Source organism: Actibacterium sp. XHP0104 (assembly GCF_025751515.1).
Classification (GTDB): Bacteria; Pseudomonadota; Alphaproteobacteria; order Rhodobacterales; family Rhodobacteraceae; genus Actibacterium_D.
In genome coordinates this window covers 674,554-700,779 of record NZ_JAOWLE010000001.1, presented here as the reverse complement: position 1 = coordinate 700,779, position 26,226 = coordinate 674,554, and the positions used below count along the sequence as shown (strand labels likewise).

27 protein-coding genes are annotated in these 26,226 nt (G+C 64.0%); 20 read left to right on the top strand and 7 right to left on the bottom strand.

Features of this window, described 5'->3' with window-relative positions:
• Positions 1-92 precede the first annotated feature (92 nt).
• Positions 93-1,112, bottom strand: a complete 1,020-nt coding sequence (locus OE856_RS03605; protein WP_263714675.1) for a GlxA family transcriptional regulator — start codon at positions 1,110-1,112, stop codon at positions 93-95.
• A gap of 150 nt (positions 1,113-1,262) precedes the next feature.
• On the opposite strand from OE856_RS03605, the gene OE856_RS03600 reads away from it, so the two are divergent.
• Positions 1,263-2,630, top strand: coding sequence for a class II 3-deoxy-7-phosphoheptulonate synthase (locus OE856_RS03600; RefSeq protein ID WP_263714674.1), 1,368 nt, complete (start codon positions 1,263-1,265; stop codon positions 2,628-2,630).
• Positions 2,631-2,636: 6 nt separating this feature from the next.
• Here OE856_RS03600 and OE856_RS03595 read toward each other — a convergent pair whose 3' ends face one another.
• The gene (locus tag OE856_RS03595; protein WP_263714673.1) at positions 2,637-3,242 is read right to left on the bottom strand and encodes a PAS domain-containing protein; all 606 of its coding nucleotides are present in this window, start codon (positions 3,240-3,242) and stop codon (positions 2,637-2,639) included.
• 151 nt (positions 3,243-3,393) lie between these two features.
• On the opposite strand from OE856_RS03595, the gene OE856_RS03590 reads away from it, so the two are divergent.
• Genes OE856_RS03590 through OE856_RS03580 form a run of 3 tightly spaced genes read left to right on the top strand, consistent with a single transcriptional unit; the run spans position 3,394 to position 5,441 of the window.
• Positions 3,394-4,272: a YicC/YloC family endoribonuclease gene (locus OE856_RS03590; RefSeq protein WP_263714672.1), complete on the top strand. Its 879-nt coding sequence runs from the start codon at positions 3,394-3,396 to the stop codon at positions 4,270-4,272.
• A gap of 6 nt (positions 4,273-4,278) precedes the next feature.
• On the top strand, positions 4,279-4,920 hold the full coding sequence (gmk, locus tag OE856_RS03585) for a guanylate kinase (protein ID WP_263714671.1): 642 nt from the start codon (positions 4,279-4,281) through the stop codon (positions 4,918-4,920).
• Positions 4,917-5,441, top strand: coding sequence for a gamma carbonic anhydrase family protein (locus OE856_RS03580; protein WP_263714670.1), 525 nt, complete (start codon positions 4,917-4,919; stop codon positions 5,439-5,441). Before gmk ends, OE856_RS03580 begins: the two co-directional genes overlap by 4 nt.
• Before the next feature lie 8 nt (positions 5,442-5,449).
• Here the strand turns inward: OE856_RS03580 and OE856_RS03575 are convergent, their stop codons facing one another.
• Positions 5,450-5,827 (bottom strand): hypothetical protein, encoded by a 378-nt coding sequence (locus tag OE856_RS03575; RefSeq protein ID WP_263714669.1) that lies wholly within the window; start codon positions 5,825-5,827, stop codon positions 5,450-5,452.
• Positions 5,828-6,026: 199 nt separating this feature from the next.
• Here OE856_RS03575 and OE856_RS03570 point away from each other — a divergent pair, with 199 nt between their 5' ends.
• The 8 genes from OE856_RS03570 to OE856_RS03535 all read left to right on the top strand — a co-directional run bounded on the left by OE856_RS03570 (position 6,027) and on the right by OE856_RS03535 (position 14,365).
• Positions 6,027-7,061, top strand: coding sequence for an ATP-binding protein (locus tag OE856_RS03570; RefSeq protein WP_263714668.1), 1,035 nt, complete (start codon positions 6,027-6,029; stop codon positions 7,059-7,061).
• Between the two features lie 170 nt (positions 7,062-7,231).
• Entirely contained in the window at positions 7,232-8,269 is a 1,038-nt protein-coding gene (locus OE856_RS03565; protein ID WP_263714667.1) for a substrate-binding domain-containing protein, read from the top strand.
• An 87-nt stretch (positions 8,270-8,356) separates the two neighbouring features.
• Positions 8,357-9,817 carry a phosphate ABC transporter permease subunit PstC gene (pstC, locus tag OE856_RS03560; protein WP_263714666.1) on the top strand — a complete coding sequence of 487 codons (1,461 nt, stop codon included), beginning with the start codon at positions 8,357-8,359 and terminating at the stop codon, positions 9,815-9,817.
• A complete protein-coding gene (pstA, locus tag OE856_RS03555) occupies positions 9,814-11,169 on the top strand; it encodes a phosphate ABC transporter permease PstA (RefSeq protein WP_263714665.1) in 1,356 nt (451 codons plus the stop codon). The genes pstC and pstA overlap by 4 nt, the downstream gene beginning before the upstream one ends.
• An 11-nt stretch (positions 11,170-11,180) precedes the next feature.
• Positions 11,181-11,978, top strand: coding sequence for a phosphate ABC transporter ATP-binding protein PstB (gene pstB / locus OE856_RS03550; RefSeq protein WP_263714664.1), 798 nt, complete (start codon positions 11,181-11,183; stop codon positions 11,976-11,978).
• Between the two features lie 14 nt (positions 11,979-11,992).
• Positions 11,993-12,709 (top strand): phosphate signaling complex protein PhoU, encoded by a 717-nt coding sequence (gene phoU / locus OE856_RS03545; protein WP_263714663.1) that lies wholly within the window; start codon positions 11,993-11,995, stop codon positions 12,707-12,709.
• Positions 12,706-13,398, top strand: coding sequence for a phosphate regulon transcriptional regulator PhoB (phoB, locus tag OE856_RS03540; protein WP_263714662.1), 693 nt, complete (start codon positions 12,706-12,708; stop codon positions 13,396-13,398). Before phoU ends, phoB begins: the two co-directional genes overlap by 4 nt.
• A gap of 208 nt (positions 13,399-13,606) precedes the next feature.
• A complete protein-coding gene (locus tag OE856_RS03535; protein ID WP_263714661.1) occupies positions 13,607-14,365 on the top strand; it encodes a LuxR family transcriptional regulator in 759 nt (252 codons plus the stop codon).
• Between the two features lie 362 nt (positions 14,366-14,727).
• Here OE856_RS03535 and tsf read toward each other — a convergent pair whose 3' ends face one another.
• Together tsf and rpsB are read right to left on the bottom strand one after the other, a co-directional pair.
• Positions 14,728-15,603: a translation elongation factor Ts gene (gene tsf, locus OE856_RS03530; RefSeq protein ID WP_263714660.1), complete on the bottom strand. Its 876-nt coding sequence runs from the start codon at positions 15,601-15,603 to the stop codon at positions 14,728-14,730.
• Positions 15,604-15,687: 84 nt separating this feature from the next.
• Positions 15,688-16,449 (bottom strand): 30S ribosomal protein S2, encoded by a 762-nt coding sequence (gene rpsB / locus OE856_RS03525; RefSeq protein ID WP_263714659.1) that lies wholly within the window; start codon positions 16,447-16,449, stop codon positions 15,688-15,690.
• Positions 16,450-16,668: 219 nt separating this feature from the next.
• Between rpsB and OE856_RS03520 the strand changes: the two genes are divergently transcribed.
• The 4 genes from OE856_RS03520 to OE856_RS03505 all read left to right on the top strand — a co-directional run bounded on the left by OE856_RS03520 (position 16,669) and on the right by OE856_RS03505 (position 19,953).
• On the top strand, positions 16,669-17,565 hold the full coding sequence (locus OE856_RS03520) for a PfkB family carbohydrate kinase (RefSeq protein ID WP_263714658.1): 897 nt from the start codon (positions 16,669-16,671) through the stop codon (positions 17,563-17,565).
• Positions 17,562-18,464 (top strand): pseudouridine-5'-phosphate glycosidase, encoded by a 903-nt coding sequence (locus OE856_RS03515; RefSeq protein WP_263714657.1) that lies wholly within the window; start codon positions 17,562-17,564, stop codon positions 18,462-18,464. Before OE856_RS03520 ends, OE856_RS03515 begins: the two co-directional genes overlap by 4 nt.
• Before the next feature lie 85 nt (positions 18,465-18,549).
• Positions 18,550-19,341, top strand: a complete 792-nt coding sequence (locus tag OE856_RS03510; RefSeq protein ID WP_263714656.1) for a DUF502 domain-containing protein — start codon at positions 18,550-18,552, stop codon at positions 19,339-19,341.
• Positions 19,342-19,347: 6 nt separating this feature from the next.
• Positions 19,348-19,953, top strand: a complete 606-nt coding sequence (locus tag OE856_RS03505; RefSeq protein WP_263714655.1) for a LysE/ArgO family amino acid transporter — start codon at positions 19,348-19,350, stop codon at positions 19,951-19,953.
• On the opposite strand, the gene OE856_RS03500 is transcribed toward OE856_RS03505, so the two are convergent.
• Both OE856_RS03500 and OE856_RS03495 read right to left on the bottom strand, forming a co-directional pair.
• Positions 19,950-20,987, bottom strand: a complete 1,038-nt coding sequence (locus OE856_RS03500; protein WP_263714654.1) for a patatin-like phospholipase family protein — start codon at positions 20,985-20,987, stop codon at positions 19,950-19,952. The genes OE856_RS03505 and OE856_RS03500 overlap by 4 nt on opposite strands.
• Before the next feature lie 9 nt (positions 20,988-20,996).
• Entirely contained in the window at positions 20,997-21,770 is a 774-nt protein-coding gene (locus tag OE856_RS03495; protein WP_263714653.1) for a 3-hydroxybutyrate dehydrogenase, read from the bottom strand.
• Positions 21,771-22,106: 336 nt separating this feature from the next.
• Between OE856_RS03495 and OE856_RS03490 the strand changes: the two genes are divergently transcribed.
• Genes OE856_RS03490 through OE856_RS03475 form a run of 4 tightly spaced genes read left to right on the top strand, consistent with a single transcriptional unit; the run spans position 22,107 to position 26,223 of the window.
• Positions 22,107-23,933, top strand: coding sequence for an extracellular solute-binding protein (locus OE856_RS03490; RefSeq protein ID WP_412174850.1), 1,827 nt, complete (start codon positions 22,107-22,109; stop codon positions 23,931-23,933).
• Positions 23,930-24,043, top strand: coding sequence for an entericidin, EcnA/B family (locus OE856_RS03485; protein WP_166499785.1), 114 nt, complete (start codon positions 23,930-23,932; stop codon positions 24,041-24,043). Before OE856_RS03490 ends, OE856_RS03485 begins: the two co-directional genes overlap by 4 nt.
• Before the next feature lie 18 nt (positions 24,044-24,061).
• Positions 24,062-25,573, top strand: a complete 1,512-nt coding sequence (locus tag OE856_RS03480) for a class I adenylate-forming enzyme family protein (protein WP_263714651.1) — start codon at positions 24,062-24,064, stop codon at positions 25,571-25,573.
• Complete coding sequence (locus OE856_RS03475; RefSeq protein WP_263714650.1) at positions 25,570-26,223, top strand: DsbA family protein; 654 nt, start codon at positions 25,570-25,572, stop codon at positions 26,221-26,223. Before OE856_RS03480 ends, OE856_RS03475 begins: the two co-directional genes overlap by 4 nt.
• The last annotated feature ends 3 nt before the right edge of the window (positions 26,224-26,226 follow it).

The following is a 26,226-nucleotide window of genomic DNA, read 5'->3' as shown; positions in this document are numbered from 1 at the left end:
GTTGGAACTTACGTTCGATGCAAGAGCCTAAAGCGCGTCGGCCTAAAAGAAAAGCCTAGCAAAATACCCAGTTATGCGCATGTTTCGTAGCGTCATTCGCCGCCGGGCGCGCCGCCAGCATGGCTGCCGCGTTCGCGGTAGGGTGTGGTGTCATACTGCGCCCGGTAGCATTTCGAGAAATGCGAGGGCGAGGCAAAGCCGCAGGCCAGCGCCACATTGATCACGCTCATATCGGTTTGCATCAGCAGATTGCGCGCCTTGGACAGACGCAATTCCATGTAATAGCGCTTGGGGCTGCGGTTCAGATAGCGGCGGAACAGGCGCTCCAGCTGACGGGTGCTCATGCCGACCTCCTGCGCCAGCAGGGCCGGGCTGATCGGTTCCTCGATATTGGCTTCCATCATCTTGATGACCTGCGCCAGTTTCGAATGACGCACGCCGATCCGGGTCGGGATCGACAGGCGCTGGCTGTCGCGGTCGGTGCGAATCGAGGAATAGATCAGCTGGTCGGCCACGACATTGGCCAGCTCTTCGCCATAGTCGTCGGCGATCAGCTTCAGCATCAGGTCAATCGACGAGGTGCCGCCGGCGGTCGACATGCGGTTGCCATCCACCACGAAGACAGAGCGCGTCAGGCTGATCTCGTCGAAATCCTCTTCGAACCCGTCCTGGTTTTCCCAGTGGATCGTGGCGCGCTTGCCATCCAGCAGCCCGGCGCGCGCCAGAACGTAAGACGCCGTGCACAGCCCGCCCATCGCCAGCCCGCGCCGCGCCTCGCGCCGCAACCATGAAATCAGCCGTTTCGAGGTCGCCGCCTGCACATCCTCGCCGCCGCAAACCAGCACCACGTCATCGCGCGACAGCTCATCCAGATCCATGTCCAGACCGAACTCGACCCCGTTCGAACAGCTCACCGTGCCGCCGCCTTCGCCCGCCAGAACCCAGGTGTACAGCCTCTGCCCCGACATCCGGTTGGCCAGGCGCAGCGGCTCGATCGCGCAGGCAAAGCTGAGCAGCGTGAACCGGTCAAGCAGCACAAAGACAAACCGGCGCGGACGCTTGGCCCCGCTTACAGGTGTCAGCTCCAGATCCTGGCTTGGCGACTTGTCCACGTGTGGCTCTCTCCCTATCTCATTCTAGCGAAATCAGGTTTGCCCGCCGGGATCAAGAGCACACGCCCCGTCACGGGGATTTCAGGCTGGCAAGGGCGATACGCTTTGCGTATAAGCACAGCCCTGACAACGACGTTTCGGAGCGAGACAATGACCAAATGGCAAAAATCCGACTGGCGCACCAAGCCCCGGGTGCAGATGCCTGATTATCTAGATCAGGACGCACTGAACGCGGTTGAGGCCCAGCTGGCAAAATATCCGCCTCTGGTCTTTGCGGGCGAGGCGCGCGCGCTCAAGGCGAAACTGGCTGCCGCCTCGCGCGGCGAGGCCTTCCTGCTGCAAGGCGGCGACTGCGCCGAAAGCTTTGCCGAATTCGGCGCCGACACCATCCGCGACACCTTCAAGGTGCTGTTGCAGATGGCGGTCGTGCTGACCTTTGGCGCCAAGGTGCCGGTGATCAAGGTGGGCCGCATGGCCGGCCAGTTCGCCAAACCGCGCTCGGCCGCCACCGAAACCATCGGCGGGGTCGAGCTGCCCAGCTATCGTGGCGACATCGTCAACGGCTTTGATTTCACCGCCGAGGCCCGCGTGCCCGATCCGCAGCGCATGTTGCAGGCCTATACCCAGGCTGCGGCCTCGCTGAACCTGCTGCGCGCCTTCTCCAAGGGCGGTTTTGCCGACATTCACCGCGTGCACAGCTGGACGCTGGGCTTTACCGACCGTGACGAGGCCGAGAAATACCGCGAGATGGCCGAGCGCATCTCGGACACGCTGGATTTCATGTCGGCCGCCGGCGTCACCGCCGACACCACCGCCAAGATGAGCCAGGTCGATTTCTACACCTCGCACGAAGCGCTGCTGCTGGAATACGAAGAGGCGCTCTGCCGGATCGATTCCACCACCGGCCAGCCGATTGCCGGCTCGGGCCACATGATCTGGATCGGCGACCGCACCCGTCAGCCCGACGGCGCGCATGTCGAATTCGCCCGCGGCGTGATCAACCCGATCGGCCTGAAATGCGGCCCCAGCACCACGGCCGAAGACCTCAAGGTGCTGATGGAAAAACTGAACCCCGAGAACGAGGCCGGCCGCCTGACCCTGATCGCGCGCTTTGGCGCGGGCAAGGTGGGCGATCACCTGCCGCGCCTGATCAAGGCCGTGCGCGAAGAGGGCGCCAACGTGGTCTGGACCTGCGACCCGATGCACGGCAACACGATCAAATCGGCCTCGGGCTACAAGACCCGGCCGTTTGAAAACGTGCTGGGCGAGGTGCAGGAGTTCTTTGCCATCCACAAGGCCGAGGGCACCATCCCCGGCGGCGTGCATTTCGAGATGACCGGCAAGGACGTGACCGAATGCACCGGCGGCGTGCGCGCCGTCACCGACGAAGATCTGTCTGACCGCTATCACACCGCCTGCGATCCGCGCCTGAATGCCAGCCAGTCGCTGGAACTGGCCTTCTTGGTCGCCGAAGAGCTGTCGAACATGCGGCAAGAGTCCCAGCGCGCCGTGATGTAAACGGCGTCAGGATTTCACCAGATAGAGGGCCGGGCGTTCAGCGTCCGGCCTTTTTTGCGGGACGGGCGCGGCCAGATCGCGCGCGGTCAGCGCGGTGATCTCGAACCGCCGGGGCTGGCGACCGATCCGGCCCTCGGTGGTCAGACAGCCCAGAACGCGGTTCACGGCACCATCCTCGCCACGCATCGGCAACAGCACCATCTCGCCATCCAGCCCGGGCCGGCCAAAACCGCCATCCCCTCGCAGCGACAGGGTCAGCGCCTGCGGCCCATCACACAGACGCTCCAGGCCGGGGGCGATCTGCGCGCGGGCCTCGGGCAGGAACAGCGCACTGAACGGCATGCCGCGCATTTCCATCCCAGCCAGCTCATTCAGGTGCTGACCCGCCAGCCGAAACCGCATCACCTGCGGCGCGACGCGTTCCAGCACAAAGCAGCAGGGCAAGGCCCGCGCCAAGCCGCGCGGATCAAGCTGTTGCCGGTCGGGCAGGGGGCGCCCCTGGCGCAGCCCGTCCCAATAGGCCTCGACCTCGTTCAGCAGCCGGTGCTTCGAGTTGCCCCGAAACCGCGTCAGCTGCACCACATCGGCCGTGTTATCCCGATCTTTCCACATCGCGCACCCGTCATTCCCGCGCCCTGACCCTCAGCCCGTTGTCGCCACAGCCACGGCTGTGGTAACGCTGGGGCAATAAAGGTTACCCAAGTGTTAATCTGACAGAAATCAACGCAGTGCTGGAGGCATTTCCTAACAGATGGTTAACTCGATGACGGGCTTCGCCTCGGCCCAGGGCGGCAATGAGGGCTATCGCTGGACATGGGACATGCGCAGCGTCAACGCCAAGGGGCTGGACCTGCGGCTGCGACTGCCCGACTGGGTCGGCGGTCTGGAACAGGCGATCCGTGCCGAGCTGTCGGCGCGCATCAAGCGCGGCAATATCTCGCTGAACCTGCGCGTCAACCGCGAGGCGGGCGCCGAGGCCCTGCCGATCGACCCAACCGCGCTGGAGGCCGCTCTGATCGGCATCGCCACTGTCGAACGCGCGGCGCAGTCGCACGGGCTGACCCTGCGACAAACCAGCGCCGCCGAGGTGCTGGCCATGCGGGGCGTGCAACAGGCAGGGCAGGCCGATGACGACACCGCGCCGCTGCTCAAGGCGCTGATGGCCGATCTGCCGGCGCTGATCGACGCCTTCAACACCATGCGCGCCCGCGAAGGCGCGGCGCTGACAGCGGTGCTGAACGACCAGATTGCCGAGATCGCGCGCCTGACCAGTGACGCCGCCGGGCTGGCGGATCGCCGTCTTGATGCAATGGCTGAAGCTTTGCGCGCAAATCTATCCCGTGTCATGGAAAATACCGATGGAGCTGACCCCGATCGTGTGGCGCAGGAACTGGCCCTGATCGCCGTCAAGGCCGACATCCGCGAAGAGCTGGACCGCCTGCGCGCCCATGTCGACGCCGCGCGCGAGCTGCTGACCACGGATGGCCCGGTGGGACGCAAGCTGGATTTCCTGATGCAGGAATTCAACCGCGAGGCCAATACGCTGTGCTCGAAATCGCAGTCCACCGACCTGACCCGGATCGGCCTTGACCTCAAGGCGGTGATCGATCAGATGCGCGAACAGGTTCAGAACGTGGAGTAAGTGACCATGGCCGACCGCCGCGGATTGTTGATCATCCTGTCGTCGCCCTCGGGTGCGGGCAAATCGACCCTCACACGCAGATTGCTGGAATGGGATGCAGATTTCCGCTTTTCGGTCTCGGCCACCACCCGCGCCCCGCGCCCGGGCGAAGAGCACGGCCGCGAATACCTGTTCCTGTCGCGCGACGAATTTCAGGATCTGGTCGCCAATGACGGCATGCTGGAACATGCGCAGGTGTTCGGCAATTTCTACGGCAGCCCGCGCGCCCCGGTCGAACAGGCCATTACCGATGGCCATGACGTGCTGTTCGACATCGACTGGCAGGGCGGGCAGCAGGTGCGCAACTCGCCGCTCAAACATGACGTGGTGTCGATCTTTATCTTGCCGCCCTCGATTGCCGAGCTGGAAAACCGCCTGCGCACCCGCGCACAAGACAGCGACGAGGTGATCGCCGGACGGATGGAAAAAAGCCGTGACGAAATCAGCCATTGGGCCGAATATGACTATGTTCTGGTCAACAACGACCTCGATGTCGCTTTCGACCAGCTACAGGCGATCATCATCGCCGAACGCCTGAAACGAGACCGTCAAACCGGGCTGAATGCCTTTGTGCGCAGCCTGAACACCGAATTCGAGGACCGCACATGACCCTTTACGCGCTGGATGGACATAAACCCGAGCTGGACGACGACTGCTGGGTTGCGCCCGACGCCAACCTGATTGGCAAGATCGTGGTCAAGGCCGATGCCACGGTCTGGTTCGGCTGCACCCTGCGCGGCGATAACGAGCCGATCACCGTGGGCCAGGGCAGCAACGTGCAGGAAAACTGCGTGCTGCACACCGACTGGGGCTTTCCTCTGACCATCGGGCGCGATTGCACGATCGGCCACAAGGTGATGCTGCACGGCTGCACCATTGGCGATGAAAGCCTGATCGGCATGGGCGCGACAGTGCTGAACGGCGCCAAGATCGGCAAGAACTGCCTGATCGGCGCCGGCGCCTTGATCCCGCAGGGCAAGGAAATTCCCGATGGCAGCATGGTGATCGGCGCGCCCGGCAAGATCGTGCGGCAGCTCAGCGACGAAGAGATCGAGGGCCTGCGCGCCTCGGCGCGGGGATATCAGGAAAACGGCCGCCGCTTCCGCAACGGGCTGGTCAAGCTGGACTGATCCCCGGCCTAGTGCTGGGCGCGGGTCCACAGCTCGATATGCACACCCGGACAGATCGCCGCCAGTTCACGCCGGATGATCGCCGGGCGGGGCAGGGGCGGCACCAGGACGGCATAGGTGCCGCGGTAGTCGGCCAGCGCCAGTTCGGCCGCCATATCCATCGCATCGAAATGCTCTGCCACCAGCGGGGTGATCACGGTCTCGGCCCAGGGCGCGCGCGCCAGAGCGGCATGAATCAGCATCAGCGGCAGATATTCCACCCGGGTTTCGGACAGCTGGCCCGAGAAGTGAAACAGGTCATCGCCCGTCAGCCCCACGGCAAGAGCCAACGGCTCGGTCAGGGCTGCATCGGGCAGCGTCAGAATCTGGCCAAGCCGCATCGTCACTTTGCATTGCCTTTCTTTGCAATCACGCATTTCCACGCGGCGTATTAACCAACGTTGTTCCGGTTTGGCCAAAGATATACACATTGTGGTTGAAATAAAGGCCTGAGTTTTCCCGCCCTGCGACAGGACACCGCAGGCGTTTACAATTATGCCACAGTCAGCAACTGTTCCGCCCAGCCAAGCCACGGATAACGACACCATGCAGACCACCGAACAGATCTCTAAAGCGCTTGATGCGATTCCCCTGCCGGTGGTGCTGATCGGGGCGGATGAGCGGGTTCTGGCGATCAACCCCTCGGCCCAGGTGATGTTCGGCCCGGCATTGATCGGGCGCCATTATGTGACGGCCCTGCGCCAGCCCTCGATTCTTGACGGGATCGAAGAGGCGCTGCGCCTGGGTCAGACCCGCCGGGTGCGCTTTCTGACCAGCGGTCACGGCCGCGATGCCACCTATGACGTGGTCGCGGCGCCGGTCGACGGGCTAGGCGTGCTGCTGTCCTTTGAGGATGTGACCGACCGCGAAAAGGCAGGCCAGATGCGCCGCGATTTCGTGGCCAATGTCAGCCACGAACTGAAAACCCCGCTGACTGCGCTGTTGGGCTTTATCGAAACCCTGCGCGGCGCCGCCCGCGACGACGCCGCAGCGCGCGAACGCTTTCTGGGCATCATGGAGCGCGAGGCCGAGCGGATGAACCGCCTGGTGCGCGATCTGCTGTCGCTGTCGCGCGTCGAAAGCGAAGAACGCCTGCGCCCGGGCGGCCAGGCGGATGTGACGGGACTGGTGCGCTCGGCCATCCAGACCCTGCGCCCGGTCGCCGAAGATTCGGGCGTCAGCGTCACGCTTACCGGGGGCGATGCGCCGCTTTGCGTGCCCGGCGACGCCGATCAACTGTTGCAGGTGTTCATGAACCTGATCGAGAACGCGGTGAAATACGGCGGCTCGGGCGGCGAGGTGCTGGTCAAGCTGTCACATACCGAACGCGAAGTCGCCTTTCGCGGCCCCGGCGTGCGAATCGACGTGATCGACAAGGGCGAGGGATTCGATCCGATTCACATCCCGCGCCTGACCGAACGGTTTTACCGCGTCGACAGTCACAGATCGCGCGAAATGGGCGGCACGGGCCTTGGGCTTGCCATCGTCAAACACATCATCAACCGCCATCGCGGACGTTTTCGCATCGAAAGCACGCCGGGGCAGGGCAGCCGGTTTACCGTCATCCTGCCAATGACTTAGCACCCGCCCCCGGGACACGGCCCGATTTTAACCTCACGTTAATTTTCTGCACTGCGGCGGTTGTCATATTCCTGTTACACAACTGTCACAAAACCATAGCCAACGCGGCCTAGGACGCCTTCATCGGCCACGCTGTTGCGGGCCATAACCGAGAAACTCAGGAGCTCTTCATGTCCTATGTGAAACTGACCGCTTCGGCCCTGGCCATCGCTGCCGTGTCGGCCACCGCCGCCACCGCCCGCGACAACGTGCAGGTTGCCGGTTCGTCGACCGTGCTGCCCTATGCCTCGATCGTCGCCGAAGCCTTTGGCGAAAACTTCGACTTCCCGACCCCCGTCGTTGAATCGGGCGGCTCGTCGGCCGGCCTGAAGCGCTTCTGCGAAGGCGTGGGCGAAAACACCATCGACGTGGCCAACGCCTCGCGCAAGATCAAGGACAAAGAGATCAAGGCCTGTGCCGAAGCCGGCGTGACCGACATCATCGAAGTCCGCATCGGCTATGACGGCATCGTCTTTGCCAGCGACATCAAAGGCAATGGCTTCGAGTTCACCCCGGTTGACTGGTACAAGGCCCTGTCGGCACAGATCGTCGTCGACGGCCAGCTGGTCGACAACCCGAACAAAACCTGGGCCGACGTGAACCCCGCCTTCCCGGCGCAGCCGATCCAGGCCTTCATCCCCGGCACCAAGCACGGCACCCGTGAAGTGTTCGAAGAAAAAGTGATCCTGGCTGGTTGCGAAGAAACCGGTGATTTTGAGGTTCTGAAGGTCGCCAACGGCGACGACAAGAAAGCCGCCGAGAAAGCCTGTATCGCCCTGCGCACCGACGGTATGTCGGTCGACATCGACGGCGACTACACCGAGACCCTGGCCCGCATCGAAGCCAACAAGGACGGCATCGGCGTCTTCGGCCTGGCCTTTTACGAGAACAACACCGACAAGCTGCAGGTTGCGACCATGTCGGGCGTCGTTCCCTCGACCGAAAGCATCGCCACCGGCGAATACCCGGTCTCGCGCCCGCTGTATTTCTACATCAAGAAAGCCCATATCGGCGTGATCCCCGGCCTGAAAGAATACGCTGAATTCTTCGTCTCGGACGAGATCGCCGGCCCCGATGGCCCTCTGGCCGAATACGGCCTGGTTTCGGACCCCGAACTGGCTGACACCCAGGCTGTTGTCGCTGACGAAGCCACCATGGTCACCAACTAAGACGCCCCGGCGTCACCCGGGCGGCGCATATTTCGCGCCGCCCGTTTTCTGCTTTTAGGTCATTTTCAATAAACCAAAGGGGCGGTTATGCCTGTCTTGTGGATCCTGCTCTGTGTGCTTGGCCTGGGCCTTGCGGGAATGGTGATGGGGCGTGCGCGCGCGCTGCGATCGGCCGGCGGAGATGCCCGTCACCTGCATTCGCTGCCCGGCTATTACGGCTATCACGTTCTGATTGCCGCAGTGGTGCCGGCGCTGTTGCTGATGGCGGCCTGGTTGTTGATCCAGCCGCGCATCATCGAGACCCGCGTGGCCGACCTGATCCCCGAACGCATCGTCGCCGAAGGCTCGAGCATCGGCCTGGTCATGGCCGATGTCCGCCGCGTGGCCGAGGGCTTGGACCTGGCGGTCTCGAAAGGCAGCATCAGCGCAGATGACGCCCGCAACATGCGCAGCGATCTGACCGATGTGCGCGCCCGACTGGGCGAGGTCGGCGTTGCCCTTGGGTCGGATGTGCAGCCCGAAGTTCTCAAGGCCGCGCAGGCCTATCGCGGCGCCAAGAGCATCTCGAACACCGCGATGACCGCCGCCGTGCTGGGCCTTGCGCTGATCGGATTTGTGTTCGGCATGTACCGCACCACCGCCGATTTCCGCGCCCGCAATGTGGTCGAGCGCGCGGTCAAGGCGCTGTTGATCCTGGCCTCGACCATCGCCATTCTCACCACGGTGGGCATCGTGATGTCGATGCTGCTCGAGACCCGCAACTTCTTTGGCCAGTATTCCTGGACCGAGTTCTTCTTTGGCCCCACCTGGTCGCCCAACTTCCGCGGCGGCTCCGAGCTGGGCATCCTGCCGCTCTTGTGGGGCACACTTTACATCTCGCTCATCGCGCTGGTCGTGGCGGTGCCGGTGGGGCTGTTCGCGGCGATCTACATGTCGGAATATGCCGGCCCCAAGCTGCGTGCCACCGCCAAACCCGCGATCGAGATCCTGGCCGGGATCCCCACCATCGTTTACGGCCTCTTCGCCCTGATCACCGTCGGCCCCGCGCTGCGCGACTATTTCGCGCAACCCCTAGGCCTGGGCGAAAGCTCGGCCTCGGTCGCCACGGCGGGCCTGGTGATGGGCATCATGCTGATCCCGTTTGTCAGCTCGCTGTCGGATGACATCATCAACGCCGTGCCGCAGGCCATGCGCGACGGCAGCCTGGGCCTGGGCGCCACGAAATCGGAAACCATCAAGCAGGTGGTCATTCCGGCAGCGCTGCCCGGCATCGTCGGCGCCATCCTGCTGGCCGCAAGCCGCGCCATCGGGGAAACCATGATCGTGGTGCTGGGGGCAGGGGCCGCCGCCAAGATGAGCCTCAACCCGTTCGAGGCCATGACCACCGTCACCGTGAAAATCGTCAGCCAGCTGACCGGCGACACCGATTTCGCCAGCCCTGAAACGCTGGTGGCCTTTGCACTGGGCCTGACCCTCTTTGTCATCACGCTGTGTCTGAACGTGCTGGCCCTTTATATCGTGCGCAAATACCGGGAGCAGTACGAATGACCGACGCCACCGCATCCAACGCCCCCGACTACAAGCCGCACGGCGCCTCGCTGCTGGAACAGACCAGCCGCACCCGCCGCCGCAACGCCGCCGAGGCCCGCTTTCGCGCCTATGGCCTGATGGCGATCGGTGCCGGCATCCTGGCACTGCTGCTGCTGCTGGGCTCGATCCTGGGCAACGGCCTGGGCGCCTTTCAGCAGACCTTTATCACGCTGAACGTCGAGCTGACCGAGGCCAAGCTGGACAAGAACGGCAACCGCAACCTCGACGACATGAAAAAGGTCTCGACCTTTGGCTACACCCCGCTGATCAAGACCGCGATGGTGGCCGCAATGGCCGAGAAGGGCATCAAGATCGAGGGTCTGTCGGACAAGGACGCCGCCGCGCTGGTGTCGAAAGACGCCGCCGCCCAGCTGCGCGACTTCGTGCTGGCCAACCCGGAACTGATCGGCGAAACGCTGGAATTCACCTTCCTGGCGAACGGTCGTATCGACGGCTATTTCAAGGGCCGCGTCAGCATGGAAAGCGCCGAGCTGGACAGCAACATCTCGCCCCAGCAGCTGCAACTGGCCGACGCGCTACGCGATGCGGACCTGCTGGAAAAACGGTTCAACACCGGCTTTCTGACCGCGCCCGACGCGTCTGAAAACCGGCCCGAGGCCGCCGGCCTTGGTGTCGCGATCCTGGGCTCGCTTTACATGATGATCGTGGTGCTGGTTCTGGCGCTGCCGATCGGTGTGGCCGCCAGTATCTATCTCGAAGAATTCGCGCCCAAGAACCGCTGGACCGACCTGATCGAGGTGAACATCTCGAACCTGGCCGCCGTGCCGTCGATCGTGTTCGGTATTCTGGGCCTTGCGATCTTCATCAACTTTGCCGGCTTGCCGCAATCGGCGCCGATCGTGGGCGGGCTGGTGCTGACGCTGATGACCCTGCCAACCATCATCATCGCCACGCGCGCCTCGCTGAAATCGGTGCCGCCCAGCATCCGCGACGCGGCGCTGGGGGTAGGGGCCTCAAAAATGCAGTCCGTGTTCCATCACGTGCTGCCGCTGGCCGCGCCCGGCATCCTGACCGGCACCATCATCGGCCTGGCCCAGGCCCTGGGCGAAACCGCGCCGCTGCTGCTGATCGGCATGGTTGCCTTTGTCCGCGAATACCCCGCCGGCCCGCCCGAAGGCTTCTTTGACCCCGCCTCGGCGCTGCCCGTGCAGATCTACAACTGGACCCAGCGCGCCGACCCGGCCTTTGTCGAACGGGCATCGGGCGCTATCATCGTATTGCTTATCTTCCTGGTGTTCATGAACGCGGTCGCAATTATGCTGCGCCGCCGGTTTGAGCGTCGCTGGTAGGAGAAAACCACATGAACGACATGCGAATTACGGAGCGAAACGTGGACGCCAACGCCATCAAGATTGCCGCCCGGAACTGTCAGGTCTATTACGGCGACACCCACGCCATCAAGGATGTCGATGTCGATATCCGCGACAAGACCGTGACCGCCTTTATCGGGCCGTCGGGTTGTGGCAAGTCCACCTTCCTGCGCTGCCTGAACCGGATGAACGACACGATCGACGTCTGCCGGGTCGAAGGCGATATCCGCCTCGACGGCGAAGACATCTATGACGCCAAGGTCGACCCGGTGCAGCTGCGGGCCAAGGTGGGCATGGTGTTCCAGAAACCGAACCCGTTCCCCAAGTCGATCTATGACAACATCGCCTATGGGCCGCGCATTCACGGGCTGGCCCGCAACAAGGCCGAACTGGATGAAATCGTCGAGAAATCCCTGCGTCGCGGCGCCATCTGGGACGAGGTCAAAGACCGCCTCGATGCCCCCGGCACCGGCCTGTCTGGCGGCCAGCAACAGCGCCTCTGCATCGCCCGCGCGATTGCGACCGAACCCGAGGTTCTGCTGATGGATGAACCCTGTTCCGCGCTTGACCCGATCGCCACCGCGCAGGTCGAAGAGCTGATCGACGAGCTGCGCCAGGATTACTCGGTGGTGATCGTCACGCACTCGATGCAGCAGGCCGCCCGCGTCAGCCAGAAAACCGCGTTCTTCCACCTGGGCAACCTGGTTGAATACGGCGATACCGGCCAGATTTTCACCAATCCGCATGACAAGCGGACCGAGGCCTATATCACCGGCCGGATCGGTTGAGGAGTTTCCCGTAAATGAATGATGCACATATTGTTTCCTCTTATGACCGCGATCTGGAATCGATTCAGGCCCTGATCATGAAGATGGGCGGGCTGGTCGAGTCGGCCATCCTGGATGCGGCAACCTCGCTGGAAACCCGCGACGAGGAACTGGCCGAACAGGTGCGCAAACGCGACGCCGCCATCGACGCGCTGGAAGAGCAGGTGAACGAACGCTGCGCGCTGCTGCTGGCCACGCGCCAGCCGATTGCCCGCGACCTGCGCACCGTGCTGACCGTGATGAAGATCTCGGGCAACCTCGAGCGGGTAGGGGATTACGCCAAGAACCTGGCCAAGCGCACCGGCGTTCTGGTGCACATGACCCCGATCGAAGGCGCTGCCGGCGCCATCCGCCGCATGTCGGTGACCGTCGAGGGCATGCTCAAGGATTCACTTGATGCCTATATCCAGCGTGACGCCGAACTGGCCGAAGACGTGCGCCATCGCGACCTTGAGGTCGACCAGATGTATAACGCGCTGTTCCGCGAATTCCTGACCTTCATGATGGAAGACCCGCGCAACATCACCGCCTGTATGCACCTGCATTTCATCTCGAAAAACATCGAGCGCATGGGCGATCACGTGACCTCGATCGCCGAGCAGGTCATCTATCTGTCGACCGGTGTCATGCCTGACGACATGCGGCCCAAAGGCGATCGCACCTCGATGGACAACGTAGAGATTGACGGATGAGCCGCGTCGAACAACCCTCTGTTTTAATTGTAGAAGATGAACCTGCGCAGCGCGAGGTTCTGAATTACAACCTCGAGGCCGAAGGCTTTGTCGTCACCAGTGCCGAGAACGGCGACGAGGCGCTGATCCTTGTCGACGAGGCGCAGCCCGACCTGATCGTGCTGGACTGGATGCTGCCCGGCGTGTCGGGAATCGAGATCTGCCGGCGGCTGAAATCGTCTTCCAAGACCCGCAGCATTCCGATCATCATGCTGTCGGCCCGCGCCGAAGAGGTTGACCGCGTGCGCGGCCTGGAAACCGGCGCCGACGATTATATGGTGAAGCCGTATTCTGTGGTCGAGCTGATGGCCCGCATCCGCAACCAGCTGCGCCGGACGCGTCCGGCCTCGGTGGGCGAGCGGCTGGAATACGAAGACATCATCCTGGATGCCGAAACCCATCGCGTGACGCGTGACAGCAAGCCGCTGAAACTGGGGCCGACCGAGTTTCGTCTGCTGAGCACCTTCATGGAAAAACCCGGCCGTGTCTGGAGCCGTGAGCAACTGCTTGACCGGGTCTGGGGCCGCGACATCTATGTCGATACGCGCACGGTGGACGTGCATATCGGACGGCTGCGCAAAGCCCTGTGTGAACACGGCGGCTCGGACCCGGTGCGCACGGTCAGGGGGGCCGGATACGCGTTGGGGTGATCCAGCTGGGCCATATGGCATGATTCCTATAATTGGTATTATGTTGATAATTCACCATGCAAAGCACCCCACAACTGCGTGAATGCGACAAATAACTCTTGGACAGCCCCAACACATTCGAATATCTGGGAAATAGATCTCGCCCTTCACATCGGGGCCTGGTCTGCGTGACCGTATTTTGTTGGGGATAAGACGGTAATGATTTCACATGCTGGCTCGGCTTGAGGAACTTTTCGAAGCCGAAACCATTGAGGAAGTTTGGCAAAGCCTGGTCTGTTACATGTCCGGGCATGGCTTTGATCGGCTGATCTACGGCTTTACCCGGTTTCGGACCGCGCAGTCCTGGGGTGACCTTCAGGATTCACTTGTGCTGTCGAACATGCCCCCCGACTATCTGAGCGTCTTTCTTGAAACCGGGCTTTACCAGCACGCGCCGATGATGCGCTGGCTGGCGTCGAATACCGGCAGCTGCTCGTGGAGCTGGGTTGTTGAGCGCGCCAAGCGCGGCGAGCTGACCGCTGACGAGATCAAGGTTCTGGAATTCAATCAGCGCTATGGCCTGGTCTCGGGTTACACGGTCAGCTTCAAATCGGCCTCGGCGCGCGCCAAGGGCGCCCTGGGCATCGGCACCAGCAACGGCATGACCCAAAGCGAGGTCGACGCCTATTGGCAGCAGCACGGGCACGAGATCTGCGTCTTCACCAACGTCGCGCATCTCAAGCTGATCAGCCTGCCCTATCACGGCAGCCGCCGCCCCCTGACTCAACGCCAGCGCGAGGTTCTGGAATGGGTCGGTGACGGCAAGACCGCGCAGGATATCGCGACGATCATGGGGCTGACACCGGCCACGGTCGAGAAACACCTGCGCCTGGCGCGCGAGGCGCTGAATGTCGAAACAACCGCCCAGGCGGTGCTAAAGGCCTCATATCAAAACCAGATTTTCCTGCTCGAGTCGCGCCCCGGGTAATCGGGCCGGACAAGGTAAGGAATCCCAGACTGGCATGCAAAGTGACGTCGGGGCACATTGTCCGCGTTCCGTGAGTGGTGGCAATTGAGCCATGGAACCTTGGGGACGATGCAACGTGTTTGGATTGCGCACGGCATCGTCTCCAGCCGGTATTCCGGCATGTCATCCTGTCGGCGTATTGTCGCCGGCAAGGTGGCACGTGACGGCGCGTGGCTTTCATCCCCAACGATGCAGCGCGTTATAAGGGAACGGTGCAGCTGTCCCGCTGCACCGTTTTCCTTTTGGCCCCTGCCCTGTTCCAGGCATGAAAAAACCCGCCCCGGACATGCCGGAGCGGGTGAATTTCGCGTCGTGATGACGACTTAGCCTTGGGCAGCCTTGGCCACTTCGGCGGCAAAGTCTTCCTGAACCTTCTCGATGCCTTCGCCCACTTCGATGCGGACAAAGCCAACGACCTCGACACCGGCTTCGGCGGCGGCGGCGGCGACGGTCACGTCGGGGTTGATCACGAACTGCTGGTTCAGCAGGGTCACTTCGGCCATGAATTTCTTCATGCGGCCGACGATCATCTTTTCGATCACGGCGTCGGGCTTGCCCGATTCACGCGCGATGTCGATCTGCACCTGCTTTTCCTTCTCGACCACGGCCGGGTCCAGGTCGGCTTCGGACAGCGAGGCCGGGTTGGCAGCGGCCACGTGCATGGCGACCTGCTTGCCAAAGGCTTCGTTGTCGCCTTTCAGGGCGACCAGAACGCCGATCTTGCCCATGCCGTCGGTGGCGGCGTTGTGGATATAGGCCACAACCGAGTCGCCCTCGATCGAGGCCATGCGGCGCAGGGTCATGTTCTCGCCGATGGTGGCGATCTTGTCGGTCAGGGTATCGGCAACGCTTTTGCCACCCAGATCGGCCGCGGCCAGACCTTCGAGATCGGACACGCCCAGAGCGGCGGTTGCGATCTTGCCGACCATCGCCTGGAATTCGGCGTTCTTGGCGACAAAGTCGGTTTCCGAGTTCACTTCGATTGCGACACCCTTGCCACCGGCAACGGCGACGGCCACCAGGCCCTCGGCGGCGGTGCGGCCCGATTTCTTGGCGGCTTTCGCCAGGCCCTTGGTGCGCAGCCAGTCAACGGCGGCTTCCATGTCGCCATTGGTTTCGGTCAGCGCTTTTTTCGCATCCATCATGCCTGCGCCGGTGCTGTCGCGCAGTTCTTTCACCAATGCTGCGGTGATTGCCATGTCGGCTCTCCTCGTAGGTCTTGAATGGGTCCGGGCGGGTGATATCCCCGCCCGGTATCAGTTCCGTGACGTGCGTCGGGCCGATCAGGCCTCGGCAACCTCTTCGACCATGGCCTCTTCCAGGGCACCCAGGTCGACACCGGCGGCGTCCATCTGGGCGGTCATACCGTCCAGGGCAGCGCGCGACACCAGATCGCAATACAGGCCGATGGCGCGAGCGGCGTCATCGTTGCCCGGGATCATGTAGTCAACGCCCTCGGGCGAGCAGTTGGTATCGACCACGGCGATGACCGGAATGCCCAGCTTGCGGGCTTCGGCGATGGCCAGGTCTTCTTTGTTGACGTCGATGACGAACAGCAGGTCGGGCAGGCCGCCCATCTCGCGGATACCGCCCAGCGAGGCCTGCAGTTTGGTCTGGTCACGCTCCATGCCCAGACGCTCTTTCTTGGTCAGGCCTTCGGCACCACCGGCCAGTTTCTCATCAATGGCTTTCAGGCGCTGGATCGACTGGGAAACGGTTTTCCAGTTGGTCAGCGTGCCGCCCAGCCAGCGGTGGTTCATGTAATACTGCGCGCATTTCTCGGCGGCTTCGGCGATCGGCTTTTGGGCCTGACGCTTGGTGCCGACGAACAGGATGCGGCCGTTCTTGGCCACGGTGTCGCGCACGACCTGCAGAGCCTGGTCCAGCATCGGGACGGTCTGGGTCAGGTCGATGATGTGGATACCGTTACGGTCGCCGTGAATATACGGCCCCATGCGCGGGTTCCAGCGTTGGGTTTGGTGACCATAGTGAACGCCAGCTTCGAGCAGCTGACGCAGATTGAAATCAGGGAGCGCCATGTCCATTTCCTTTCCGGTTTGCGCCTTGGCGGGGCATCAAGGGCATTCGCCCAACCGGTGGACCGTAACGGGATGTCTCCCCGTCAGGCCCGAACCCCGCCTGTGAAGTAGCGCGCGTTTACGTCATGCCGCGGGGATTGGCAACCCCCCTGCCCTCAATTGCCTTTGCGTCAGCGCCAAATCGCGGGGCTTGCCTGCCCGGCGCGGGCGCGCCACTACTGAGCCATGAGCGACCAGACCCCGACCATCCTGTGCATCGGTTCCGTCCTGTGGGACGTGATCGGCCGCGCCACCCGCCCGATGCAGCGCGGCTGGGACATGCCCGGCCGGATCGAGCGCCTGCCCGGCGGCGTCGCGCTGAACATCGCGATGACGCTGGCCCGGTTCGGGCTGCACCCCGCGCTGCTCAGCGCCGTCGGCACCGACCCGCAGGGCGACGAGCTGATCGCCGCCTGCAAGGGCCACGGGCTGCTGACCGACTATATCTATCGCTCGCCCGATCTGCCCACCGACATCTATATGGCGGTCGAGGCCGCGAACGGGCTGATCGCCGCCATTGCCGATGCCCATTCGCTAGAGGCCGCGGGCGCGCGCATCCTGACCCCGCTGCAAGACGGCCGCCTGGGCAGCGCCGACACCCCGTTCGCCGGGCTGGTGGCGCTGGATGGCAACCTGACGGCCGAGCTGCTGCGCCAGATCGCGGCCAGCCCCCTGTTCGCCGCCGCCGATTTGCGGGTCGCCCCGGCCAGCCCCGGCAAGGCCGAGCGGCTGACCGCGCTGCTGGCCCATCCGCGCGCGACGCTTTACCTCAACAAGATCGAGGCCGGGCTGATCTGCCTGACCGAATTCGCCGATGCCGCCGCCGCGGCGCAGGCCTTTCTGGATCGTGGCGCGCATAGGGTGCTGATCACCGATGGCGGCAATGATGCCGTGCTGGGCAGCGCCGCCGGCCTGATCCGCCGCACGCCGCCCAAGGTCATGGTCACCCGTGTCACCGGCGCGGGCGACACGTTCATGGCCGCCCATATCGCCGCCGAGCTGCGCGGCGAAACCGCTGAACCCGCGCTCGAGGCCGCGTTGGCCTCGGCCGCGCAATATGTATCCGGCGAGGCCCCCGCATGACACTGCCCCTGACATTTTCCTCTGAGGTCGCCGCTGCACGCGCCCGCAACCAGCCCATCGTGGCGCTGGAAAGCACGATCATCACCCATGGCATGCCCTGGCCGCAGAACCTGGAGACCGCGCAGGCCGTCGAGCAGGCGGTGCGCGACGCGGGCGCGGTGCCCGCGACCATCGCCTGCCTTGACGGGCACATCCATGCCGGGCTGGAACCCGACTATCTGGCCACGCTGGCCCAGACCCAAAACGCCCGCAAGATCAGCCGCGCCGACCTGGCCGTTTGCCTGTCCGAGGGCTGGACCGGTGCCACCACCGTGGCCGCCACCATGATCTGCGCCCATCTGGCCGGGATCGGCACCTTTGCCACCGGCGGCATCGGCGGCGTGCATCGCGGCGCCGAGCTGACATTCGATATCTCGGCCGACCTCTACGAGCTGGCGCAAACCCCCGTCACCGTGGTGGCCGCCGGCGCCAAGGCCATTCTCGACCTGCCCAAGACGCTGGAAGTGCTGGAAACCCTGGGCGTGCCGGTGATCGGGTATCAAAGCGACGAATTGCCCGCCTTCTGGTCACGAAAATCCGGCCTGCCCGCGCCGCTGCGCATGGACAGCGCGGTCCAGATCGCCGACGCCCATCGCATGCGCGCGCAACTGGGCCTGCCCGGAGGACAGCTGGTCGCGAACCCGATCCCAGCCAGCGCCGAAATCCCCGCCGAAACCATCACCCCGATCATCGAGGCCGCCCTGCGCGACGCAACCGGCATCAGCGCAAAAGAGGTCACGCCCTTCCTGCTGTCGCGCATCCATGATCTGACCGGTGGGGCGTCGTTGCAGGCCAATATCGCACTGGTGCTGAATAACGCGCGCCTTGCCGCCGAAATCGCAAAAGAAATGGCCCGCTGACACATGGTCGCTTGGGCTTTCAGCACGGCTGTTGTAGTGCAACGCCAGAGCGCCTAGATAAAGGCGCAAGTCATTGGGCGGGACCATGTTCGAGCAAGATCACCACGACGACGACGCAACCCGGCACAAGGGCAGCCTTGTGGCCCGGCAGATCCGGCGTTTCCTGGGCTGGCTGCGCGGGTCGTTCCTGACCGGCCTGGTCATCATCGCGCCCATCGGCGTCACCGTCTGGCTGTTCTGGACGCTGATCGGCTGGGTCGACAGTTTCGTTCTGCCCTTCGTGCCCAACCATTACCACCCCGACGTGGTGATCAACCGCTGGCTCGGCTATGACGACCCGGCCGAGATGATCCCGATCAACATCCGCGGCGTGGGCGTGGTGTTCTTCCTGATCTTCACCCTGGTCATCGGCTGGATCGGCAAGGGCGTGATCGGGCGCTCGTTGCTGGGCTGGGGCGAACGCCAGGTCGAGCGGATGCCGGTCGTGCGTTCCGTCTATAACGGCCTCAAACAGATCGCCGAAACCGTGCTGGCCCAGACCGAAACCTCGTTCGATCAGGCCTGTCTGGTGGAATACCCGCGCAAGGGCATCTGGGCCGTGGCCTTCATTTCGACCACCACCAAGGGCGAGATCGACCGCCGCATCCCGCGCGAAGAACCGCTGATCAGTGTCTTTCTGCCCACCACGCCCAACCCGACTTCGGGCTTTTTGCTGTTCGTCCCGCGCGAGGACGTGATCATTCTGGATATGGGTGTCGAGGACGCGGCCAAGCTGGTGATCTCGGCCGGGCTGGTCTACCCCGATGAGAACAAGAAGCTGCGCAACGGCAAATCCAAACCCGTCACCATCCAGAACCCGCCCGCTTCGGCCGGCTGATCCCCGATGCTGAGCGCGGCCCTGACCGGTTACGTAACCGCGTTTTCGCTGATCATGGCGATCGGCGCGCAGAACGCGTTCGTGCTGCGCCACGGGCTGATGCGCGAACATGTGCTTCCGCTGGTGCTGTTTTGCGCCATCTCTGACACGATCCTGATCGCAGCTGGCGTCGCCGGGTTTGGCAGCGTCACCGCGATCTACCCGGCCCTGCCCAAGATCATGGCGCTGGCCGGGGCGGCCTTTCTGTTTGGCTATGGCGCGCTGCGGTTCCACGCCGCCTGGAAGGGCACCCACCGCCTGCAGGGCGAGGGCCGCTCGGCCCCGCTGGGCCGCACGATGCTGGCCATGGCGGCGATCACCTGGCTGAACCCGCATGTCTATCTCGATACGCTGGGGCTGATCGGCGCGGTCTCGACCCGGTTTGAACCCGCGCCGCAAAAGCTGGCCTATACGCTGGCCGCGGTCGCCGCCAGCTTTAGCTTTTTCTTTACGCTGGGCTATGGCGCGCGCCTGCTGGCCCCGGTCATGCAAAGCCGCCGGGCCTGGCAGATCCTGGACCTGGGTATCGGCCTGTTGATGTGGGCGATCGCGATCAGCCTGCTGCGGGCCTAGCTGCACCAGCGCTGAATATCGACCGTGCCGCGCTGGCCCAGGGCATCCTTGTGATCCAGCAGAAACGCCTCTGCCGCCGCCCGCCCGGCCTTTTTCAGATCTCCCAGCAGCGCCGGGTTGGTCAGCGCCTTGGTCTGGGCGTTCAGCTGCCGCATCAGCGCATCATCGGCGATCATATGCACGAACAGCTCTTTCATCGAGCCGCGCTGCAACGCGCCGCTGTCGAACATGTCCTTGACCATGCCGATGGCGCGCAGCTCGCGCAGCAGCGAGGCATTGAAACTGATCTCGTTGATGCGGTTCTCGATTTCCTGCGGGGTGCGGGGCAGCTCGTCGCGTTCCAGCGGGTTGATGTTCACCACCACGATATCGCCGGGCAGATCGGGCCGGAACAGCGGGAACAGCGCCGGGTTGCCGGTATAGCCGCCATCCCAGAACGGATCGCGCCGCCCGGTTTCGGGGTCGTCGATCTCGACCGCCTGGAACAGCGTCGGCAGACAGGCCGAGGCCAGGATCGCGTCGGTCGTGACCTCGGCGCCGGTAAAGACCCGCACCTTGCCGGTGCGCACATTGGTGGCACAGACAAACAGGCACGGCCCGCCGGGCGCGCAGACATTGTCGAAATCAAACTTCTCGACCACGCGCTGCAACGGGTTCTGGTAGAACGGGCCATAGTAATAGGGGCTGACGAACTGCGCCGCCGTGCCCATCAGCGGCATGGAATATTCCAGCGCATGGCTCCAGATCGAGGGCGACGGACTAAGCAGGCTCAGCCAGTTATCCAGCAGAGTATCCCCGATCTCGCCGCTGATCTGGCGCCACAGCCAGTCCAGGTTCTCGCGCGCGCCGTCGCGCCCGCCATGGGCGATGCCGGCCTTGAACGCGGCGCCGTTGACCGCGCCCGCCGAGGTACCGGTGATCGCGGCGATCTCGATGTCCTCGTCTTCGAGCAGACGATCCAGAACCCCCCAGGTAAAGGCGCCATGGGCGCCCCCACCCTGAAGGGCCAGGTTGATGCGGATTTTCTCAGCCATGATGACGGATCAAAGCGCCGTCCAGCCGCCATCGACGCTGATGGTGGTGCCGGTGATCTGCGCCGCGGCGTCCGAGCACAGGAACACCGCCGTGCCGCCGATCTGTTCGACGGTGGCGAAATCCTTGGACGGCTGGCGCGACAGCATCACGTTGCGCACAACTTCGTCGCGCGACATGTTGTATTTTTCCATCGTGTCGGGGATCTGCGCCTCGACCAGCGGGGTCAGCACATAGCCCGGGCAGATCGCGTTGCAGGTGATCGGCTCTTCGGCGGTTTCCAGCGCCACGACCTTGGTCATGCCGACCACGCCGTGTTTGGCGGCGACATAGGCCGATTTGTAGGGCGAGGCGGTCAGGCCATGGGCCGAGGCCACGTTGACCACCCGGCCCCAGCCGGCCTTGCGCATCATCGGCAGCGCGGCGGCGATGGTGTGATAGGTCGAGTTCATGTTGATCGCGATGATCGCGTCCCATTTGTCGACCGGAAACTCGTCGATCGGCGACACGTGCTGGATACCGGCATTGTTCACCAGAATATCACAGGCACCCGCCTGTTCGATCAGCGCGCGGCATTCCGCCCCGCTCGACATGTCAGCCTTGATATAGCGCGCGTTCACGCCGAATTCGCGGCCCAGATCGGCCGCCAGCGCGTGGTCTTCGTCACGGTCGGTGAACGAGTTCAGCACCACATCGGCCCCCGCCCGCGCCAGTTCGCGCGCGACCCCCAGGCCAATGCCCGAGTTCGATCCGGTGATGACTGCGGTTTTTCCTTTCAGCGACATGAACGAGCCTCCTTAAATCCCTCTGTCTGCGGGGCGGCACGCCCGCGCGGGCCGGACTATGGTCTATGCAAAGGTCTTTGGCGAGGCCCAATCCCGGCCTGCGGAAAAAAACAACGCAAGCGGGGGGAACTGTCGAAAATCATGCCGAAAAAAAACGCCGGCACGAAGCCGGCGTTAAGTTATTGAGGCAGGTTTCATACAGGCAAGAAACCTATCGAGCAGTGCCACCTTTATACGCAAACTCTTGCTCGCATCCAAGCTAAAAGTTTGAAAATCCACAGACTGGGCCGTAAGTTCAGGGTCAAATAAAAAAGGGCGGCAGGGATTGTTCAGCAAATGAGATCAATGTTTTTCAGGGCGCATCTTGGAATCGTCCTCGGGCTTGGGCTGATTCTGGGGCCGGGAATCACCAGTGCCGACCCCACCCATGGAATCGCCATGTATGGCGCCCCCGCCCTGCCCGCCGATTTCACCGCCCTGCCCTATGTGAACCCCGACGCCCCCAAGGGCGGACGCATCGTTCTGGGCGAGGCCGGCAGCTTTGACAGCCTCAACCCCTTCATCACCAAGGGCCGCGCCCCTTACGGTGTGCGCCAATACGTATTCGAGTCGCTCATGGGCCGCTCGTATGACGAGCCTTTCACCCTCTATGGCCTGCTGGCGGAAACAATCGAAACCCCGCCCGACCGGGCTTGGGTCGAATTCACCCTGCGCCCCGAGGCCCGGTTTTCCGACGGCACCCCGGTCACGGTCGAGGATGTGCTGTGGTCCTATGAGACCCTCGGCACCCAGGGCCACCCGGCCTATCACACCGCCTGGGCCAAGGTCGCCCGCGCCGAGGCCACCGGCCCGCACAGCGTGCGGTTCACCTTCAACACCCCCGACCGCGAATTGCCGTTACTCTTGGGCATGCGCCCGATCCTGAAAAAGGATCAGTGGCAGGGCCATGATTTCACCGCCAGCGGCACCGCCCTCACCCCCATCGGCAGCGCGCCCTACATGATCGACCGGTTCGAGGCCGGGCGCTATGTCGTGCTGAAACGCAACCCCGATTACTGGGGCGCCGATCTGCCTCTGATGCGCGGACAGATGAATTTCGACGAGATCCGCTATGATTATTACGGCGACGGCGATGTGCTGTTCGAGGCCTTCCGCGCCGGCGCCATCGACAGTTTCCGCGAGCTCAACGCCGCCAAATGGGCCAGCGCCTATGACTTCCCCGCCATCGCCTCGGGCGAGGTGATCAAGGCCGAGATCCCGCATCAGCGCCCCTCGGGCATTACCGGTTTCGTGATGAACACCCGCCGCGATATCTTTGCCGACTGGCGCGTGCGGCAGGCGCTGATCGAGGCGTTCAATTTCGAATTCATCAACCAGACGCTCAACAACGGCACCGCGCCGCGCATCACCTCGTATTTCTCGAACTCGACCCTGGCGATGCAGCCTGGCCCGGCCCAAGGCCGCGTGCGCGAGTTGTTGCAACCCTTTTCCGCCGACCTGCTGCCCGGCGCGCTGGAGGGCTATGCCCTACCCGTGTCCGACGGCAAACCCTCGAACCGCCGCGCCCTGCGCCGCGCCACGGCTTTGATGCAAGAGGCCGGCTGGCAGGTCGATGACGCGGGCGTTCTGCGCAACGCCCACGGCCAGGCGTTTACCTTCGAGGTGCTGTTGAACCAGGGCGCGACCGAGCCACAGCAGATCATCGACATCTATGTGCAGGCCTTGGCCCGGCTGGGCATCTTCCCGCGCGTCACCACCATCGACAGCGCGCAATATACCGAACGCACCAACGCCTATGATTTCGACCTGACCTATTACACCCGCGCCCTGTCGCTGAGCCCCGGCAACGAGCAGTATCTTTACTGGGGCCCCGAGGGCGTGACCCAGCCCGCCACCCGCAACTGGATGGGCGCCGACAACCCGGCCATTCCGGCGATGATCGACGCGCTGGTCAACGCCACCACGGCCGAGGATTTCACCGCCGCAGCCCGCGCGCTTGATCGTGTGCTGACGACCGGGCGCTATGTGATCCCAATCTGGTACACCCCCAATTCGCGCCTTGCCTATAAACGCAGCCTGCATTACCCCCAAACCATCCCGATCTACGGGGATTGGATGGGCTTTCAACCCGATATCTGGTGGCATTCGGAGGACCAGGAATGAAACGTATTCTGATGATTTCCGCGCTTTTGGCGCTGGCCGCCTGCGGCACGGTCGAGGGCATCGGCGAAGACATCTCGAGCGGCTCGCGCATGGTGCGCAACGCCTTCTGAGGCGCCCGGCCCCTTCTGATGACCGTATCGATCTTTGATCAGGGGCCACCCCCTCCCTGCCCCGCGCCATTCAACATGGCGGCCTATGTGCTGGGCCACGCGCGCGATCTGCCCGACAAGATCGCACTGGCCGTGGTCGGCCCGCGCGGCGCCGAACGCTGGAGCTATGCACGCCTTGAGGCCGCCGTTCTGGGTGTCGCCGGCGGGCTGGCGGCCATGGGCCTGGCGCAAGGCGCGCCGGTGCTGATGCGGCTGGGCAATACGGTCGACTTTCCCATCGCATATCTGGGTGCGATTGCCGCCGGGCTGATGCCCGTGCCCACCGCCGCGGCGCTAACCACGCCCGAGATCACCAAGCTGGCCGCCGAGATCAACCCCGCCCTGATCATCTCCGGCCCCGACGTGCCCCTGCCCGACCACCCCGCGCCAGTTCTGCAAAAGACGGCGCTAGAGGCCATGTTCACCCACGCGCCGGGCGACTATGTCATGGGCGACCCGAACCGCCCGGCCTATATGATCTATACCTCTGGCACCTCGGGCCAGCCGCGCGGCGTGGTGCATGCCCATCGCGCGATCTGGGCGCGGCGGATGATGTGGGCAGGCTGGTATGACCTGCACCAAACCGACCGTGTGCTGCATGCGGGCGCGTTCAACTGGACCTATACGCTAGGCACCGGCCTGATGGATCCCTGGGCCGTCGGCGCCACGGCGCTGATCCCGGCGGCTGGCGTCACGCCCGAGGCGCTGCCGCTGCTGCTTAAACGCTATGACGCCACGATCTTTGCCGCCGCCCCCGGAGTTTACCGCCAGATGCTGAAAACCGGCGCGCCGCTGTCGCTGCCCAAGCTGCGCCACGGTCTGTCGGCGGGCGAGAAACTGCCCGACACCACCCGCGCCGCCTGGAACACCGCCACCGGCACGCTTGTCTACGAGGCGCTGGGCATGTCCGAGGTCTCGACCTACGTGTCGGGCGCGCCCGGTCATCCCGCGCCCCTGCCCGCCACAGGATACCCGCAGCCGGGCCGGCGGATCGCTGTTCTGAACGCTGATCATGAACCTGTGCCGCGCGGCACGCCCGGCCAGATGGCGGTGTCGAACCGCGATCCGGGGCTGATGTTGCATTACTGGAAAGCGCCGCAAGACACCGCCGCCCGCTTTGCAGGCGAATGGTTCCTGACCGGCGACACGGTCGAGATGGCCGAGGACGGCGCGATCACCTATCTGGGTCGCGATGACGACATGATGAACGCGGGCGGGTTCCGCGTCTCGCCGCTGGAGGTCGAGCGCGCCCTGGCCGAACACCCCGCCGTCACCGAGGCCGCCGCGACCGAGGTCGAGATCAAGCCCGGCGTCACCGTCATCGCCGCCTTTTACACCGGCACCGAAACCGACCTGACCGCATTTGCCGCCGAACGTCTGGCGCGCTACAAACAGCCGCGCCTCTATGTGCATATGGAGGCCCTGCCCAAGGGCGGTAACGGCAAGCTGAACCGCCGCGCATTGCGGCTGGGCTGGGAGGCCCGGAAATGATCAAGCTCGATATCCTGTCCGACCCGATCTGCCCGTGGTGCTATATCGGCAAGGCCGCGCTGGACGCCGCGTTGGCCAATCACCCCGACCATCCCTTTGCCATCGAATGGCACCCGTTCCAGCTGAACCCGGACATGCCCGCAGGCGGAATGGACCGGGTGGAATACCTGGAGCATAAATTCGGCGGCCGCGAGGGCGCGATGCGCGCCTATGCGCCGGTGGTCGAACGAGCCGAGGCCATGGGCCTGCCGCTGAACCTGCCCGCCGTTGCGCGCACGCCGAACACGCTGAACGCCCACCGCCTGATCCACTGGGCGGGCATCGAGGGCCGCCAGACCCCGGTCGTGTCGTTCCTGTTCCAGGCCTATTTCCAGGACGGGCAGGATATCGGCGATACCGATGTGCTGGTGCAGGTCGCCGAACGGGCCGAGATGAACGGCGCCGCCATCCGCCGCCTGCTGGCCGGCGACGCCGATGCCCAGCTGACCCGCGACCGCGATGCCCATGCCCGCCAGCGCGGTGTCACCGGCGTGCCGACATTCGTCGTGGCCAATGCCCATGTGGTTGTCGGCGCCCAGCCGCCCGAGCTGTGGGACCGCGTGATCAACGAACTGACCGCCCCGCGCCCCGACGACGCGCCGCTGCAATAGCGC